General features: G+C 72.0%; 14 protein-coding genes. 4 read left to right on the forward strand and 10 right to left on the reverse strand.

The window, feature by feature from the left end; all coding sequences use genetic code 11:
- Window positions 1-223 precede the first annotated feature (223 nt).
- Window positions 224-2,455: an NADP-dependent isocitrate dehydrogenase gene (locus V3N99_05230; GenBank protein MEO3936148.1), complete on the reverse strand. Its 2,232-nt coding sequence runs from the start codon at window positions 2,453-2,455 to the stop codon at window positions 224-226.
- 167 nt (window positions 2,456-2,622) lie between these two features.
- Between V3N99_05230 and V3N99_05235 the strand changes: the two genes are divergently transcribed.
- Both V3N99_05235 and V3N99_05240 read left to right on the forward strand, forming a co-directional pair.
- The gene (locus V3N99_05235; GenBank protein ID MEO3936149.1) at window positions 2,623-3,450 is read left to right on the forward strand and encodes an aquaporin; all 828 of its coding nucleotides are present in this window, start codon (window positions 2,623-2,625) and stop codon (window positions 3,448-3,450) included.
- Window positions 3,451-3,570: 120 nt separating this feature from the next.
- Entirely contained in the window at window positions 3,571-4,563 is a 993-nt protein-coding gene (locus V3N99_05240; protein ID MEO3936150.1) for a malate dehydrogenase, read from the forward strand.
- Between the two features lie 113 nt (window positions 4,564-4,676).
- On the opposite strand, the gene V3N99_05245 is transcribed toward V3N99_05240, so the two are convergent.
- From V3N99_05245 to V3N99_05285, 9 genes are all read right to left on the reverse strand, one after another.
- On the reverse strand, window positions 4,677-4,961 hold the full coding sequence (locus tag V3N99_05245) for a DUF3017 domain-containing protein (protein ID MEO3936151.1): 285 nt from the start codon (window positions 4,959-4,961) through the stop codon (window positions 4,677-4,679).
- Entirely contained in the window at window positions 4,958-5,809 is an 852-nt protein-coding gene (locus V3N99_05250) for a bifunctional methylenetetrahydrofolate dehydrogenase/methenyltetrahydrofolate cyclohydrolase (protein MEO3936152.1), read from the reverse strand. Before V3N99_05250 ends, V3N99_05245 begins: the two co-directional genes overlap by 4 nt.
- Before the next feature lie 50 nt (window positions 5,810-5,859).
- The gene (gene purH, locus V3N99_05255) at window positions 5,860-7,485 is read right to left on the reverse strand and encodes a bifunctional phosphoribosylaminoimidazolecarboxamide formyltransferase/IMP cyclohydrolase (GenBank protein ID MEO3936153.1); all 1,626 of its coding nucleotides are present in this window, start codon (window positions 7,483-7,485) and stop codon (window positions 5,860-5,862) included.
- Window positions 7,482-8,111, reverse strand: a complete 630-nt coding sequence (purN, locus tag V3N99_05260; GenBank protein ID MEO3936154.1) for a phosphoribosylglycinamide formyltransferase — start codon at window positions 8,109-8,111, stop codon at window positions 7,482-7,484. The genes purH and purN overlap by 4 nt, the downstream gene beginning before the upstream one ends.
- Before the next feature lie 123 nt (window positions 8,112-8,234).
- Window positions 8,235-8,885 carry a DUF6518 family protein gene (locus tag V3N99_05265; protein ID MEO3936155.1) on the reverse strand — a complete coding sequence of 217 codons (651 nt, stop codon included), beginning with the start codon at window positions 8,883-8,885 and terminating at the stop codon, window positions 8,235-8,237.
- 150 nt (window positions 8,886-9,035) lie between these two features.
- Window positions 9,036-10,277 carry a DUF6350 family protein gene (locus V3N99_05270; GenBank protein MEO3936156.1) on the reverse strand — a complete coding sequence of 414 codons (1,242 nt, stop codon included), beginning with the start codon at window positions 10,275-10,277 and terminating at the stop codon, window positions 9,036-9,038.
- Between the two features lie 138 nt (window positions 10,278-10,415).
- Window positions 10,416-11,321 (reverse strand): succinate--CoA ligase subunit alpha, encoded by a 906-nt coding sequence (sucD, locus tag V3N99_05275; GenBank protein ID MEO3936157.1) that lies wholly within the window; start codon window positions 11,319-11,321, stop codon window positions 10,416-10,418.
- A gap of 19 nt (window positions 11,322-11,340) precedes the next feature.
- Window positions 11,341-12,543, reverse strand: coding sequence for an ADP-forming succinate--CoA ligase subunit beta (gene sucC, locus V3N99_05280; protein ID MEO3936158.1), 1,203 nt, complete (start codon window positions 12,541-12,543; stop codon window positions 11,341-11,343).
- A gap of 192 nt (window positions 12,544-12,735) precedes the next feature.
- Complete coding sequence (locus V3N99_05285; GenBank protein MEO3936159.1) at window positions 12,736-13,794, reverse strand: DUF3048 domain-containing protein; 1,059 nt, start codon at window positions 13,792-13,794, stop codon at window positions 12,736-12,738.
- Window positions 13,795-14,389: 595 nt separating this feature from the next.
- On the opposite strand from V3N99_05285, the gene V3N99_05290 reads away from it, so the two are divergent.
- Window positions 14,390-15,439 carry an alpha/beta fold hydrolase gene (locus V3N99_05290; protein MEO3936160.1) on the forward strand — a complete coding sequence of 350 codons (1,050 nt, stop codon included), beginning with the start codon at window positions 14,390-14,392 and terminating at the stop codon, window positions 15,437-15,439.
- Between the two features lie 135 nt (window positions 15,440-15,574).
- The gene (locus tag V3N99_05295; protein MEO3936161.1) at window positions 15,575-16,462 is read left to right on the forward strand and encodes a M23 family metallopeptidase; all 888 of its coding nucleotides are present in this window, start codon (window positions 15,575-15,577) and stop codon (window positions 16,460-16,462) included.
- Window positions 16,463-16,481 lie beyond the last annotated feature (19 nt).

Consider the following 16,481-nt stretch of genomic DNA (forward strand, 5'->3'; position numbering starts at 1 on the left):
TCCCGTCTTGGGTGTAACGCGGACGTTACTTCAATAACGGGCATAGCGCCATCAGTAGGAAAAAAAGAATTAGTTGGTTCTATCCGTCCACCAGCACCACTCGACGGGCGCGTATCTCGTTTACCGAGACACCGGCCGGCACGATGCCGAGAGGCCCACCACGTCCGTCGACGTGATGGGCCCTCGGTCAGGCGGGTGCGCCGACGGTCAGCGGCGACCCCGGTCAGAGCGTGGCGCTGCGAGCCCTGAGCTCGTCGAGTGCGTCGTTGAAGGCCGCCGAGGGGCGCATGACGGCCGCGGTCCTCACCGGGTCGGGCCGGTAGTAGCCACCGATGTCGGCGGGGTGCCCCTGCACCGCGAGCAGGTCACCGGTGATGGTGTCCTCCTGTGCGGCCAGCGAGTTGGCCACCTCGGCGAACGCCGCTGCGAGCGCTGCGTCCTCGTCCTGTCGGGCCAGCTCCTGGGCCCAGTAGAGCGCCAGGTAGAAGTGGCTGCCCCGGTTGTCGAGCGTGCCGAGCCGTCGCCCGGGCGACCTGTTGTCGTCGAGGAACGTCGCGGTCGCCCGGTCGAGCGCGGCTCCGAGCAGCCGAGCCCGGTCGTTGCCCTCGGCCGTGCCGAGGTGGTCGAGACTCGCTGCGAGAGCGAGGAACTCGCCCAAGCTGTCCCACCGCAGGTAGTCCTGCTCGACGAGCTGCTGCACGTGCTTGGGCGCAGACCCGCCGGCCCCCGTCTCGAAGAGGCCGCCCCCGTTCATCAGCGGCACGATGGAGAGCATCTTGGCGCTCGTGCCGAGCTCGAGGATCGGGAAGAGGTCGGTGAGGTAGTCGCGCAGGACGTTGCCCGTGACCGAGATCGTGTCCTCGCCCCGGCGGATCCGCTCCAACGACGTCGCCGTCGCCTCGGTCGGGGTCTGGATGCTGATGTCGAGACCCTCGGTGTCGTGCTCGGGCAGGTAGGCGTTGACCTTGGCGATCACCTGCGCGTCGTGGGCCCGCGAGGAGTCGAGCCAGAAGATCGCCGGGGTCTGCGAGGCGCGGGCGCGGGTGACCGCCAGCTTGACCCAGTCGCGCACGGGTGCGTCCTTGGTCTGGCAGGCGCGCCAGATGTCGCCGGGCTGCACGTCGTGCGTCATCAGCACGGTGCCGGCGGAGTCGACGACCTCGACCCGACCGGGTGCGGTGATCTCGAACGTCTTGTCGTGCGAGCCGTACTCCTCGGCCTTCTGGGCCATCAGGCCCACGTTGGGCACCGAGCCCATCGTCGTCGGGTCGAGGGCGCCGTGGGCGCGGCAGTCGTCGATGACGACCTGGTAGACCCCCGCGTAGGAGGAGTCGGGCAGCACGGCGAGCGTGTCGTGCTCGGCTCCGTCGGCGCCCCACATGTGGCCCGAGGTGCGGATCATGGCCGGCATCGAGGCGTCCACGATGACGTCGCTCGGCACGTGCAGGTTGGTGATCCCCTTGTCGGAGTTGACCATCGCGAGGGCCGGGCCCTGTGCGAGCCCACGGTCGAACGCCTCCTTGATCTCGGCTCCGTGCTCCAGCCCGGCGAGCCCGTCGAGGACGACCCCGAGGCCATTGCTCCCGTCGAGGCCGGCGGCGAGCAGCTCGGCGCCGTACTGGGCGAAGACGTCGGCGAAGTAGGCGCGCACGACGTGGCCGAAGATGATGGGGTCGGAGACCTTCATCATCGTCGCCTTCAGGTGCACGGAGAAGAGCACTCCCTCGGCCTTCGCGCGCGCCACCTGCTGCTGGAGGAAGGCGTCGAGGGCCGCGGCCCGCATGACCGTCGCATCGACGATCTCGCCGCGCAGGACCGGCAGGTCCGGCCTCAGCGACGTCGTCGTGCCGTCGGCCCCGACGAAGCGGATCGTCAGGGTGTCGTCCTGCGCGAGGGTGACCGACTGCTCGCTCGACGCGAAGTCGTCACTGCCCATGGTCGCGACGTTGGTCGCCGAGTCGGCGCTCCACGCACCCATCGAGTGAGGGTGCTTGCGGGCGTAGCCCTTGACCGAGGCTGGAGCACGACGATCGGAGTTCCCCTCGCGCAGAACGGGGTTCACCGCAGAGCCCTTGACCCGGTCGTAGCGGGCGCGCACGTCGCGCTCGACGTCGGTGGTGGGCTCGTCGGGGTAGTCGGGCAGCGCGACGCCCTGCGACTGCAGCTCGGCGACAGCAGCCTTGAGCTGCGGGGTCGAGGCCGAGACGTTGGGCAGCTTGATGATGTTGGCCTCGGGCGTGGTCGCCAGGCGGCCGAGCTCGGCGAGCGCGTCGGCCTCTCGCTGCTCGGGCGGCAGCAGGTCGGAGAAGGTGGCGATGATGCGTCCCGCGAGCGAGATGTCACGGGTCTCGACCTCGACGCCGGCGGCCGCGGCATACGCCTCGATGACCGGCAGGAAGGAGTACGTCGCCAGCAGCGGCGCCTCGTCGGTGAGCGTGTAGATGATCGTGCTCATGGGTGGTGTCGCTCCTGCTCTCGCGGGGATCTCGGGTGGTGGCCGCGCCCGCGGGGGCGCCGACGTCCAGGGTCGCAGCCTATCGTCTATCTTGACGTCAAGATAGTTGTCGGATCCGCCTGACCCGTGTCGACCGTCACGGCGTCCGCGGGCGATAGCCTCCCGGCATGAGCCTCGCGCCCCCCGCGGCCGCGGCGACGCCGACGTCGCCCGCCACCCTGGTCCGCCCCCTCGGCAAGCGCCTCGGCGCCGAGGCCGTGGGCACCTTCTTCCTCGTCTTCGCCGGGGTCGGCACCGCCGTCTTCGGGCTGCGGCAGACCGACTCCGGGGGGATCACCGACCCGGCCCCGGCCCAGGTCGGGGTCGGCAACCTCGGCATCGCGCTCGCGGTCGGCCTCGCGTTCGTCGCGATGGCGTATGCCGTCGGGAGCGTCTCCGGCGGCCACTTCAACCCTGCCGTGACGCTCGGCCTCTGGGCGGCCCGACGCTTCGACGACCTGCGCGAGGTCGCGCTCTACATCGCCGCCCAGGTGGTTGGTGGCGCGCTCGCCGGGGCCGTGGTGTGGGGGATGGCCCGCAGCATCCTCGGTAGTGCGCAGGCGACGGGGCAGCTCGACGCCAACGGCTTCGGCGAGCACTCCCCCGTCGGCGCAGGTCTCGGGGCGGTGCTGCTCGCCGAGATCCTGCTGACCGCCCTGCTGGTGATCGTCGTTCTCGGGGCCACGACCTCCTACTCTCCCAACGGATTCGAGCCGCTTGCCATCGGGTTCGCCTACGTCGTCATCCACCTCGTCTCGCTGCCGCTGTCGCACACGGGCGTGAATCCTGCCCGCTCGACCGCGGTCGCGTTCTTCAACGGCGACGGCGCCCCCGGGCAGCTCTGGCTCTTCTGGGTCGCCCCCGTGGTGGGTGCGGTGCTCGCCGGGTGGTCGTTCGAGGCCATGACGGGCATCGACCGCAGCAACGTCGACGTCGGCGGCGGCCCGGGTGAGTGATCGAGCGCCCGCCACCTCGGGCCCCACCGCGCGGGGCTGACCTGGGCTGATAGTTTCGAACGGTTCTCGATGCGCGCCGGCGCGAGCCGGTCCCCCAGCCCGTGCGAAAGGTCCCACCCCGTGAGCACCACACCCGTCAAGGTCGCCGTCACCGGCGCAGCCGGCCAGATCGGCTACAGCCTCCTCTTCCGGATCGCCTGCGGCGACCTCTTCGGCCCGGACACCCCGGTCGAGCTGCGACTGCTCGAGATCACCCCTGCCCTGTCCGCCCTCGAGGGCGTCGTCATGGAGCTCGTCGACTGCGCCTTCCCGACCCTCGCGGGCATCGAGATCGGTGACGACCCGACCAAGGTCTTCGACGGTGTCAACCACGCCCTGCTCGTCGGTGCACGCCCTCGCGGTCCCGGCATGGAGCGCAGTGACCTGCTCGAGGCCAACGGCGGCATCTTCGCCCCGCAAGGCAAGGCGCTCGCCGATGTGGCCGCCGACGACATCCGCGTCACCGTCACGGGCAACCCGGCCAACACCAATGCCCTCATCGCCCTCACCAACGCGGCCGGCATCCCGTCCGAGCGCTTCTCGTCCCTCACCCGGCTCGACCACAACCGCGCCATCGGCCAGCTCGCGGCCAAGCTCGGCGTGCCCGTCACCGAGGTGCGCAAGATGACCATCTGGGGCAACCACTCGGCCACGCAGTATCCCGACCTCTTCCACGCCGAGGTCGGTGGCCGCAACGCCGCCGAGGCCGTCGACGACCAGGCCTGGCTCGAGAACGACTTCATCCCGACCGTCGCCAAGCGCGGGGCCGCCATCATCGCCGCCCGCGGTGCCTCGTCCGCCGCCTCGGCGGCGTCGGCCACCATCGACCACGCCCGCACCTGGGTCGAGGGCACCGCCGAGGGCGACTGGACCTCGATGGCGGTCCTGTCCGACGGCTCGTACGGCGTGCCCGAAGGCATCGTCTCCTCCTTCCCCGTCACCGTGAAGGACGGACGGTGGAGCATCGTGCAGGGTCTCGAGATCGACGCCTTCTCGCGCGCCCGCATCGACGCCACCGTCAAGGAGCTCGAGGAGGAGCGCGAGGCCGTGCGCGGCCTCGGCCTCCTGGGCTGAGTCTCCTGGGCTGAGTCTCCTGGGCTGAGGCCTCAGGGGCCCCCACACACCGTCGTCGATCCCCTGCCGTGCGCTTCGCGGCAGGGGATCGACGCATGGTCGGCCGTCCCTGGTCAGACGGGCGGGATCCTGATCCGCACGAGGGTGAAGACGGCGACGAGGGCTGCCGTCGCGACGACGAGCATGAGCACGTCGAGCCAGCGGGAGCGGATCTCGAGCCCACCGCCGCGGGGGGCGGGCAGCACGGCCCGCAGCACGGCCGCCAGGGCGACTCCACCAGCGGCGACGTAGCCTCCGCTGCGGATGTGGCCCATCGCGACCGCGGTCAGTCCGCCCGCGACGACGAGGGCCACCAGCCACCAGGGCCCGAGGCCCGTCAGGGCGCGCCACTTCCTCACGCGAGCCCGGCCTGCCTCTCGGCGGCGGCCACGACGTTGCGCAGCAGCATCGCCCGGGTCATCGGGCCGACTCCGCCGGGATTGGGGCTGAGCCACCCTGCGACCTCGGCGACGTCAGCAGCCACGTCACCGGCGACCTTGCCGTCGACCCGCGAGACGCCGACGTCGAGGACGGCGGCCCCGGGCCTGACCATGTCGGCCGTGACCAGGCCGGGGACGCCCGTGGCGGCGATGACGACGTCAGCCCGACGCACGTGGTCCGCGAGGTCGCGGGTGCCGGTGTGGCAGAGGGTCACCGTCGCGTTCTCGGAGCGGCGCGAGAGCATCAGGCCGAGCGGGCGGCCGACGGTCAGGCCGCGACCGATGACGACGACCTCGGCCCCCGCCAGCGGCACGTCGTAACGGCGTAGCAGCTCGAGGCACCCCATCGGGGTGCAGGGCAGCGGCGCGTCCTTACCGAGCACGAGCCAGCCCAGGTTGGTGGGGTGCAGCCCGTCGACGTCCTTGGCCGGGTCGACCCGCGACAGCAGGGCCATCTCGTCGAGGCCGGTCGGCTGCTGCACGAGGAACCCCGTGCAGGCGGGGTCGGCGTTGAGGTCGTCGATGACGGCCTCCACCTGCGACTGGGTGGCCGTGGCGGGCAGGTCGTACCGGAGGCTGGCGACGCCGATCTGGGCGCAGTCCTTGTGCTTGGCCCCGACGTACCACGCACTGCCGGGGTCGTCTCCGACGAGCACGGTGCCCAGGCCGGGCACCACCCCCACCTCGACCAGGCGGTCCACCCGCCGACGCAGCTCCTGCTTCATCGTCGCGAGGGTCGCCGCACCGTCGAGGATCTGTGCCGTCACCCGCGCATCCTGCCACGCCCGCGCCCCGCGCCAGGACAGGCAGCGGCCGGTCAGTGGAAGAAGTGCCGGGTGCCGGTGAAGTACATCGTCACGCCCGCCGCGTCGGCAGCGGCGATCACCGCGTCGTCGCGGATGGAGCCACCCGGGGCGACGACCGCCCGCACGCCGGCCTCGAGCAGGATCTCGAGCCCGTCGGCAAAGGGGAAGAAGGCGTCGGACGCCGCCACCGATCCGGCCGCCCGCTCGGCCCCGGCCCGGGAGACCGCGAGCCGGCAGGAGTCGACCCGGTTGACCTGGCCCATGCCGACACCGACCGAGGCGCCGTGCTTCGCGAGGAGGATCGCGTTGGACTTCACGGCGCGCACCGAGCGCCAGGCGAAGACGAGATCGGCGAGGAGCGACTCGTCGGCGACCGCCCCGCTCACCAGCAGCCAGCGCGTCGGGTCGTCGCCGCCGCCCTCGCTCACGCCGTCGATGCGGTCGGCCGTCTGCACGAGGATGCCACCGCTGATGGGGTGCATCTCGATGTGGTCGCGCTGGCTCTCCATACCGGCAGGCAGGCGCAGCAGGCGGCGGTTCTTCTTCTCCCGCAACAGCTCCAGCGCGGCGGGCTCGTAGTCGGGCGCGACGACGACCTCGGTGAAGACGTCCTGCGCGGCCCGGGCCATGGCCAGCGTGACGGTCTGGTTGGTGGCGATGATGCCGCCGTAGGCTGAGACCGGGTCGCAGGCGTGTGCCTTCGCATAGGCGTCGGCGACGTCGTCACCGACGGCGATGCCGCAGGGGTTGGCGTGCTTGACGATCGCGACCGTCGGGAGGTCACCGTGGTCGTGGGCGGCGCGCACGGCGGCGTCCGCGTCGACGAAGTTGTTGTAGGACATCTCCTTGCCGTGCAGCTGCTCGGCCGAGGCGATGCCGGTGCGCCAGCCACGGTAGAGCGCGGCCTGCTGGTGCGGGTTCTCGCCGTAGCGCAGCACCGACTGGCGGTCCCACGTGGCACCGACCCAGGCCGGGAAAGCGGCGCCGTCGCCGGTGTCGGTGAGGACGCTGCCCATCCAGCTGGCCACCGCCACGTCGTAGGTCGCCGTGTGCACGAAGGCCTCGGCGGCCAACCGCCGGCGCTGGCCCAGCGTGAAGCCGCCGGCGCCGAGCGCCTCGACCACCTGCGCGTAGGCCTCGGGGCTGGTGACGATCGCGACGCTGGCGTGGTTCTTGGCTGCGGCGCGCACCATCGACGGCCCGCCGATGTCGATCTGCTCCACGCACTCGTCCGGGGTGGCTCCGGACTGCACCGTCTCGAGGAAGGGGTAGAGGTTGCTGACGACGAGGTCGAAGGGCTCGATCCCGAGCGCGTCGAGCTGGCGCAGGTGGTCGGGGTTGTGGGTGTCGGCGAGGATGCCGGCGTGCACGCGCGGGTGCAGGGTCTTGACCCGGCCGTCGAGGCACTCGGGAAAGCCGGTGAGCTCCTCGACCGTCGTCACGGGCACGCCGGTGCCCGCGATCACGCCGGCGGTCGAGCCGGTGGAGACGATGGAGACGCCGGCCTCGTGCAGCGCGAGCGCGAGGTCCGTCAGGCCGGTCTTGTCGTAGACCGACACGAGGGCCCGGCGGACCGGGCGGCGGCCGTCGGTGGTCTGGCCGGTCGTCTCGCCGGAGGAGGGGACGGGGGTGCTCACGGGATGGTGACCTTTCGCGTGCGGATGGTGAAGCCGTCGCGGACCATCCGGCCCACGCAGGTGACGAGCTGGGGACGCTCGGCGTCCTTGATGCGGTCGGTGAGGGTGTCGACGGTGTCGTCGTCGAGCACGGGCACGACGCACTGCGCGACGATCGCGCCGGTGTCGATGCCCTCGTCGACGACGAAGAGGGTGGCGCCGGCGACCTTGACGCCGTGGTCGAGTGCGTCACGCGGCCCGTGGATGCCGGGGAAGGCCGGCAGCAGGGCGTTGTGGCTGTTGAGGAAGCGACCGCCGAAGCGGGCCAGGAACGCTGGTCCGGCGAGCTTGAGGAAGCCGGCGGAGACGACGAGCACCGGGTCGTGGGCCGCCACCTGTGCGGTGAGCGCCACGTCCCACTCGTCGCGGGTGGCGTAGTCGCCGACCTTCGTGACGAAGGTCGGGATGCCGGCGCGGGTCGCGCGGGCCAGCCCCTCGATCCCCTCGCGGTCGGCGCCCACCGCCGCGATCGTCACCCCGTAGGACGGGTCGTGGGTGGCGTCGATGAGCGCCTGCAGCAGGGTGCCCGAGCCCGAGACGAGCACGACGACCGCTCGCGCGGGGGGGGTGGGGTGCTCGGCGCTCACGGGACCTCAGCCTACCGAGCCGCAGACGCGTGCCCGACCAACCGCATCCCTGGTCACCGGCGCCCCTCCCCCCGGTCGACTCGGAGTCGGTGGGCTCGGCCGACGTGAGAACAGCAGTCGACCTCAGCGGCTCTGAGCCGACCGGCGGACCCAGGGGAGACGCAGCCAGCGCCCGAGCAGCAGGACCGTCAGCACGACCACGAATGCGCCGGTGATCCGCTCCGGCCAGGGCAGGACGACGAGCGGCCCGGTCTGGGTGCCGAACCAGATCACGAAGGCCGGTGCCGCCAGGCCCGGCACGAGGCTCCATCCGTGCTCATGTCGCGCCAGGGCACCCAGCAGGCCCATCACCCGCCCGGCCGGGACGGCCAGGACCGCGTAGTAGCGCATGGCAAAGACGTCCAGACCGCCGCTGAAGCCGCTGACGGCATCGGACCAGTAGTAGGTGACGTCTGCCGCCACCAGACCGACGACCCCGGCGAGGCTGCCGAGCAGGGACCGACGGGTCCACCACCCGATGCCGAAGGCCGCCACCGGCCACGCCCACTGGGTGCCGAGCAGGGCGCCGAGGACCTCGAGGGGCGGGATGCCGTCCGAGCTGAGGCTGTGCGGGCTGTAGGCCGACCCGAAGACGTTGCTCAGCGAGTTCACGGCCCCGAGAGCGACACCGAGGAGCGCGGGGCCCAGCAACGCCCTCGCCCAGACGTCTCGGGCACCAGTCCGGCGGGGATCCGCGCTCACCGCCGTCACCCGCATACCGAAGAGACTAGCCACGAGGGCCGGTGCGAGCCCGGGCTGCGCCGCCCGACCGGCACCCGTCGGGTGTGAGTGCCCACCCCACGGACATCCCGGACTGGCGTCGACGGCGTCGACGCCCCGCGCACCCTGAGTCGGGTAGGTCGACGCCGCGTCGAGTGGATCGGGTCAGCGGCGTTGAAGGAGACGGTCTACGCCGAGGTGGGCCAGGGCGCCGACGAGCAGCTCGCCGAGGACACAGGCAGCGACCAGCCACGGGTTCGGACCGACGTGCTGCAGCCGCTGCACGCCCAGCGACCCGCTGGCCAGCGAGCTGGCGACGAGCACGAGGAGCGCGGTGACGACACAGGCCGTCACCGCCGTCTCGAGCTTGGTGCGCCAGCCCGAGAGCCGAGCCAGGCGGCGGCAGGCCAGCCAGGACACGAGGGCGCCCACGACCACGGGTAGCGCGAGCAGGCCCACGACCCAACCGGGCAGCTCACCGCCAGCAGGCAGCGCCCCCAGCACCGGCACGAGGGGCAGGAGTCCGGGCTGGGCCCCCGAGAGGGTCACGGACGCCCCCTCGCCGAGCGAGAAGCCGGGCCCAACGAGCCAGGCCGTCGCCCACACCGCCAGGTCGGGCACGACGAGCAGCTGCCCGACGACGAGCACCGCACCGCCGACGACGCCCGCATCGAGGGCCGTATGGAGCCCCGTCACCGTCCCCCACCGCGCGGCAAGGGCCACGACCACCGTGACGAGCCCAGCGGCTCCGAGCAGCACGGCCCCCCAGACCCCGGGCCCGATGGCCCGGGTGACCCACCGCGGGGCCCGGTCGAGCAGTGGACCGATGACCGGGGCTGCCTCCCCACGACCGTGTCGGCGCACCAGGCAGACCAGGGTCGCGACCAGCGGCACCCCGAGCGCGGCCGGGACGACGAGCACCGACGGGCGGGCCGAGCCGGCCAGGGTCGTGAGCCAGGCCGTCACTGCCACCGCGAGGTAGCCGAGCGCGTAGCCCGGCAGCAGTCGGCGCACCAGCAGCCGAGGCCAGGTGGTCCCCCGAGCGGCAGCCTCGCTCTCGTCGAGCAGCCGCCGCACCGAGCGGGTGGTCATGAGCAGCAGCAGGGCGGTCAGGCCCAGGGGGGCCAGGCCGACCGAGGTGCCGCCCACCGAGACGGGCAGACCGTGCCCGAGGTACCAGCCAGCCGAGGCGACCCCGAGGGCCTGGAGCCACGACACGCTCGAGAGCGGGGCCACCACCCACGCGAGCAGGGCCGGCAGGGCCAGCAGCAGCCAGGTCGCGAGCGCCGTCCGGGCTCCGGGCAGGAGCAGCTCCACCGCGAGACCGCTCACCCGTGGCCGGTCGGCGCCACCGTCGCCACCGACGGATCCGGGTCGGCGGGTCAGGGCGCGGTCGAGGAGGCTCATGAGGTCTCCATCGTCGCCGCTGGTCGGCATGAAGCCGAGCCGACGCGCCGCCCGCACACAACTGCGTCCGCGTCCCGGCGGGTTCTTCCGCACCGGGACGCGGACGCTGGCCGCTGCTGGCGGCTGGCGCGGCGTCGATCAGGCCGTCGCGGTCGCGCCGATGCCCTTCATGATCTCGCGCATGAGGTCGGCGGTCTCGGACGGCGTCTTGCCGACCTTGACCCCGGCGGCCTCGAGGGCCTCCTTCTTGCCCGCGGCCGTGCCGGACCCGCCGGAGACGATGGCACCGGCGTGGCCCATCGTCTTGCCCTCGGGGGCGGTGAAGCCGGCGACGTAGCCGACGACCGGCTTGGTCACGTGCTCCTTGATGTAGGCCGCAGCCCGCTCCTCGGCGTCGCCCCCGATCTCGCCGATCATGACGATCGCGTCGGTGTCGGGGTCGTTCTGGAAGGCCTCGAGGCAGTCGATGTGCGTCGTGCCGATGATCGGGTCGCCACCGATGCCCACGCCCGACGAGAAGCCGAAGTCCCGCAGCTCGTACATCATCTGGTAGGTCAGCGTGCCCGACTTCGAGACCAGGCCGATGCGACCCGGCCCGGCGATCGACGCGGGGATGATGCCCGCGTTGGAGGCGCCGGGGCTGATCAGGCCCGGGCAGTTCGGGCCGATGATGCGGGTCGTGCCCTTGTCCTTCGAGAAGGCGAAGAACTCGGCCGTGTCCTTGACCGCGATCCCCTCGGTGATGACGACGCAGAGCGGGATGGCCGCGTCGATCGCCTCGACGACAGCGGCCTTGGCGAAGGCCGGGGGCACGAAGACGACGGTGACGTCGGCCCCCGTGGCCTCGATCGCCTCCGCGACCGAGCCGAAGACGGGTATGGTGACACCGCCGTCGAAGTCGACCTTGTCGCCCGCCTTGCGCGGGTTGACACCGCCGACGACCTGGGTGCCCGAGGCGAGCATGCGCTGGGTGTGCTTCATGCCCTCGGAGCCGGTCATGCCCTGGACGATGACCTTGGAGTCACTGGTGAGGAAGATTGCCATGGTTACTGGTCCCTGCCCTTTACTTCGCCGCTGCGGCGAGCTCGGCGGCCTTGCGGGCCGCGCCGTCCATGGTCTCTTCGATGGTGACGAGCGGGTGGTTCCGTCGCTGAAGGATGCGGCGACCCTCCTCGACGTTGTTGCCGTCGAGGCGCACGACGAGCGGCTTGGTGGCCGAGTCACCGAGGGTGTCGAGCGCGCCGACGATGCCGTTGGCGACGGCGTCGCACGAGGTGATGCCGCCGAAGACGTTGACGAAGACGGACTTGACCTGCTCGTCACCGAGGATGATGCCCAGGCCGTCGGCCATGACCTGCGCCGAGGCGCCACCACCGATGTCGAGGAAGTTGGCCGGCTTGGGAGGGGTCGACAGGCCCTGGTCGGCCGCCACGGACTCACCGGCGTACGCGACGACGTCGAGGGTGGACATCACCAGGCCCGCACCGTTGCCGATGATGCCGACGTCACCGTCGAGCTTGACGTAGTTGAGGTGCTTGGCCTTGGCCGCCGCCTCGAGCGGGTCGGCCGCGGCGACGTCCTCGAGAGCGGCGTGGTCGGCGTGCCGGAAGCCGGCGTTCTCGTCGAGCGTCACCTTGCCGTCGAGGGCGATGATGTCGCCGTCGGTGGTCTTGACCAGGGGGTTGACCTCGACGAGGGTCGCGTCCTCCTGCTGGTAGACGTCCCACAGGCGCTGGAGCACCGGCACGATCTTGGCGCCGGTCTCCGCGTCGAAGCCGGCCGTGTCGACGATCTCCTGGGCCTTGGCCTCGTCGATGCCGGTGTTGGGGTCGACGGCGACGCGGGCCAGGGCCTCGGGGCGCTCGACCGCGAGCTGCTCGATCTCCACACCCCCCTCGACACTGCACATCGCGAGGTAGCTGCGGTTGGCCCGGTCGAGCAGCACCGAGAAGTAGTACTCCTCGGCGATCTGCGCGCCCTGCGCGATCATCACGCGGTGGACGGTGTGGCCCTTGATGTCCATCCCCAGGATGGCTTCACCGGCGGCGGCGGCCTCGTCCGGGTTCTTGGCCACCTTGACGCCGCCGGCCTTGCCGCGGCCACCGGTCTTGACCTGGGCCTTGACGACCACGACCCCGCCACTGAGGGGGCCGATGTCCTCGGCCGCCTTCCTGACGCCGTCGACGGTGTCGGCGACGACACCGGCCAGCACAGGCACCCCGTGCGCCTCGAACATGTCGCGCGCTTGGTACTCGAAGAGATCCACGGATCAACGTCCCATCATCGACAAAATCGGGAGAGGGGGGCGCCGGGCCCTGATCCGGGCCGCGCCCCTGAACCCTGCGACCCTATCGGCCACCGGGACCAGCCTGGCGAGCCACGGGGGGCCGGTGGGACCAATCTCACCCCTACCCGCCGGTAGTCGCTGCCCGGCCAGGAGCACCGGGATCAAGCGGCACTAGCCGATGGTGACGGCCTGGCCTGTCGGCACCAGCAGCACCCAGACGGGGCCGGCCGCCATCGTCAGGGTGGTGGTGCCCGAGACGAACGCGGTGGGTGCGGCCGCCGACGACCGGCTCCAGGTGCCGTGCCACACCCGCCCGTCGCGCAGCACGTCGACCGCACCCCGACCGACGACCGTGGCCAGCGGGCTGTGCACGCCGTTGACGTCGGTGTTGGCCGACAGCGTCGTCGAGACGTGCTGCACCACGACTGTCGCCGCCGAGTGCTGCGACCCGTCCGCGTCGATGTCGGCGCGGCCGTCGGTGGTGACGAGGTATCGGTGGCGGGCGGGGTCGTAGCGAAGCTCGATCCGCGACGCGGCCCACGCGGTGCGCACGACGCTCCCCCGGGCCCCGCCGGCCGCTGCGGCGCCGTACCGGAAACCCGGGTCGACCGGTCGCACGCTGCCACCGGCCCGGGCGAGGAGCGCACGCGTGTCCCCGATGACGTTGTACGGGGCATAGCGGTTGCCCGCGCGGAAGAAGCCGACTGCAGACGCGTCGTTGGACAGGTTGACCTGACGCCCACGCCCGAGGGTCGCGAGCGTCCCCGCGGACGCACCCGAGAAGGCGAACGCCACCCGGCCGTAGTTGGCCAGCAGGTCGACATCGGTCTCGCGGCCGCTGCGCACAGGGCCGATCTGCGGCGGCATCGACGAGGACCAGACGACGAGCAGCCGGGTCAGCCCCGCCTCCACCGGCTCGACGTAGACGACGTCGGCCCGACCGACGCCGACCCGGGGGCGCGACGCGCTGGTGTTGTCGATCTTCGCCGCGAGGACCGGCCCACCACCCAGCCGGGTGGGCGCGGCGGTCGTCGGGCGGGACGGTGAAGAGCTCGTCGGGGGGGCAGAGGTCGACGCGGCTGCCGAGCTCCCCGAGGACGCCGAGGATCCCGCCCCTGGAGCCGGGGCGCTGCCGGTGCAGGCGGCCACCAGGAGCACTGCGAGCGTGACGGCGCAGGCGGCCGGACCCCCACCAGCAGCGAGCGGTCTGAACGGCCGAGGGTGGGGCATGTCGTGAGGGTAGGCCAGGCGCCTGAAGAGGCCCGCAGACACGCAGGGCTCTGCGCGATCTCGGGGGCTCTCGAGGCTCTCGGTGGCTCTCGAGGCGTCCGGCCCGACAGTCAGGGAGAAAGCCTCGGTGTGGGGTGGGCCCTGGGCCCACCCCACACCGCGTGACGTCGGACGCTGCGGGTGGCTGCCACCACCGCGGCACATGATCTGTGCGGCGCCGTCACACCGTCGGGGGGGAGGCGGGGTGACGGACCGGTCCAGCTGTCCGACTCCACCGTCGGCCCACTGGGGGGATGGGCCGCTCGGTGTATGACCATCGTGTCTGCTTAATCCGTGGGCACCAACGGACTTTGCCAAGACTTTACGATGCGCGAACAATCCACTCGTCCACTGACGGCCGTTTGCGATGACTAGCCACTGCTTGCTTCACGGCGACCAGTGGGCTCCGTCCGGCCGACCCAGCCTGTGTGCAGCCCGGACGCGACCTGAGCACCTGTCGGGTGGCCGAGGATCCACCTCCCGCTCTCGGTTGACCGACGGGAGAGCCAGCAGATCTCGTGTGGGCGCGATGACTCGCCGTTACGCTCGATGCACCATGTCGGCCCTCGACCACCTCCCCCTGCGCCCTCGGGAGGACGACGCCTCGATGACCGACGGAGGGGGCTCGTCGAGCCCGGACCAGGGGCTGCTCGACCGTCTGGTGGGCGCCGCGACCGGGGCAGGATCCGTGGTCCGGCGCGCAGGCGGCGCCGCGCTCAGCACCGTCGGCGTCGTGCAAGCGGTGGTGGAGGGGGCGGTGCGCACCTTGTGCACGCCCACGGGGCTGGCCGGGGTCGTCGTCGAGGGCCTGTGGATCTCGACGCACATGGCGCTCTACCCCTTCGGTCTCGCCGCCGAACGGCGCCAGGAGCGGGGCTCGGGCTACCGCATCGAGCACCTGGCCCCTCTGCAGCGGGGGCGACTGGTCAACGACGTCGAGGCGGCCGGCACCCCGATCCTGCTCGTGCACGGCATCATCGACAACCAGTCCGTCTTCACCCTGCTGCGGCGCGGCCTGCGGCACCGGGGCTTCGACCAGGTGTCGACGATGAACTACTCGATCCTCACCGGCGACGTGCGGGTGGCGGCCGCCCGGCTCGCGGAGCAGGTGGAGGCCATCGTCGCCCGGACCGGTTACGAGCGGATCCACGTCGTCGGCCACAGCATGGGCGGGCTGATCGCCCGCTACTACGTCACCCGACTCGGCGGTGACCAGCGCGTGCACACCCTCGTCACGCTCGGGAGCCCCCACGCCGGGACGCTGTCGGCCTATGCCTGGCCGGGCACCCTGACCCGCCAACTGCGGCCGGGGAGCCCCCTGATGAAGGAGCTCGCCCTGCCCGCTCCCGGGTGCCGCACGCGCTTCATCTGCTACTGGTCCGACCTCGACCAGATCATGTTCCCCCAGCGGACGGCTGCCCTCGACCACCCGGACCTCACCGTCACCAACATCCTGCTGCGGGGGGTGGGGCACACGAGCATCCCCATCATGTCGTCGGTGGTGCGCGGCATCTCGCAGGCCCTGGCCCACCTCGACGAGGACGGTGCGACCGTCGCGGACCCCGTGACGACGCTGAGACCCGCAGAGCTCCGCTGCGGTGGGTGACATCCACCGGAGCACGGGCGACTTTCGCTGCTGCTTTATTGTGATCACGAATCGATCACGATAGGTTCTCACCACCGTCCCCCGGCCGAGCGCGCTCTGGCCGACCCCCCTCCCCAGGCCGAGGTCCTCCCGAACGTGACGAAGCAGAAGCACTCCGGCCGACACCGCGGGCAGGGCACCTCGTCGGTGCGCGCGACTCCAGGTGCGAGCGGCCGACATCGGGCACCGGGCACGCACCCCGTGCCCCGTCTGATCGGCACGGGCGTCCTGCTCCCGACCGCGACCACCGCGACCATCGTGCTGACCACGACGGGCGCGCACCTGGGCGCCGCGCCGGCGCCGGTGTCCCCCCTGCCGGTGGTCGCGGCCACCACGGAGCAGGTGCCCGGTGGGCCCAGCGAGCCAACGGCCCAGCAGGGCGTCCTCGAGGCGAAGACCCGACTGCTCGCCCTGCAACGCCCCACCGCCGAGCGCGCCGCCCGGAGCAGCACCCGCACCTCGCCTCCCCCTGCGGCGCAGGTGACCGCCCGCGCGAGGGCGGCCACTGCGGCCAAGGCCGCGACCGCTCTGGCCACGGCGCACCGCTGGGTCACGCCGGTCGACGTGCGCTTCACGCTCACGTCCGGCTTCGGGATGCGGTGGGGCACGATGCACGCGGGCCAGGACTTCGCCCTGCCCGTGGGCAGCCCCGTCAAGTCCATGTCGAGCGGTACCGTCATCTTCGCCGGCTGGTCCGGTGGTTACGGCAACAAGGTCGAGATCCGCTACTGGGACGGCACGATCAGCTGGTATGCCCACAACTCGCGACTGACCGTGCGTACGGGCGACGCGGTCACGCCGGGTGAGGTGGTGGCCAGCTCTGGCAACACGGGTCACTCCACCGGCCCGCACGCGCACATCGAGATCCACCTGCGCAGCGACAACACCCCGGCATCGGCCGTGTCCCCCGTCCCGTGGTTGACCGCACACGGCAACATGCCCGGCCACCGCTCGTCGACAGGCCCGACGACCGCCACGGACTGACGGCGGCTCAGCCGCCGTG

Source organism: Dermatophilaceae bacterium Soc4.6 (assembly GCA_039889245.1).
Lineage (GTDB): Bacteria > Actinomycetota > Actinomycetes > Actinomycetales > Dermatophilaceae > Lapillicoccus.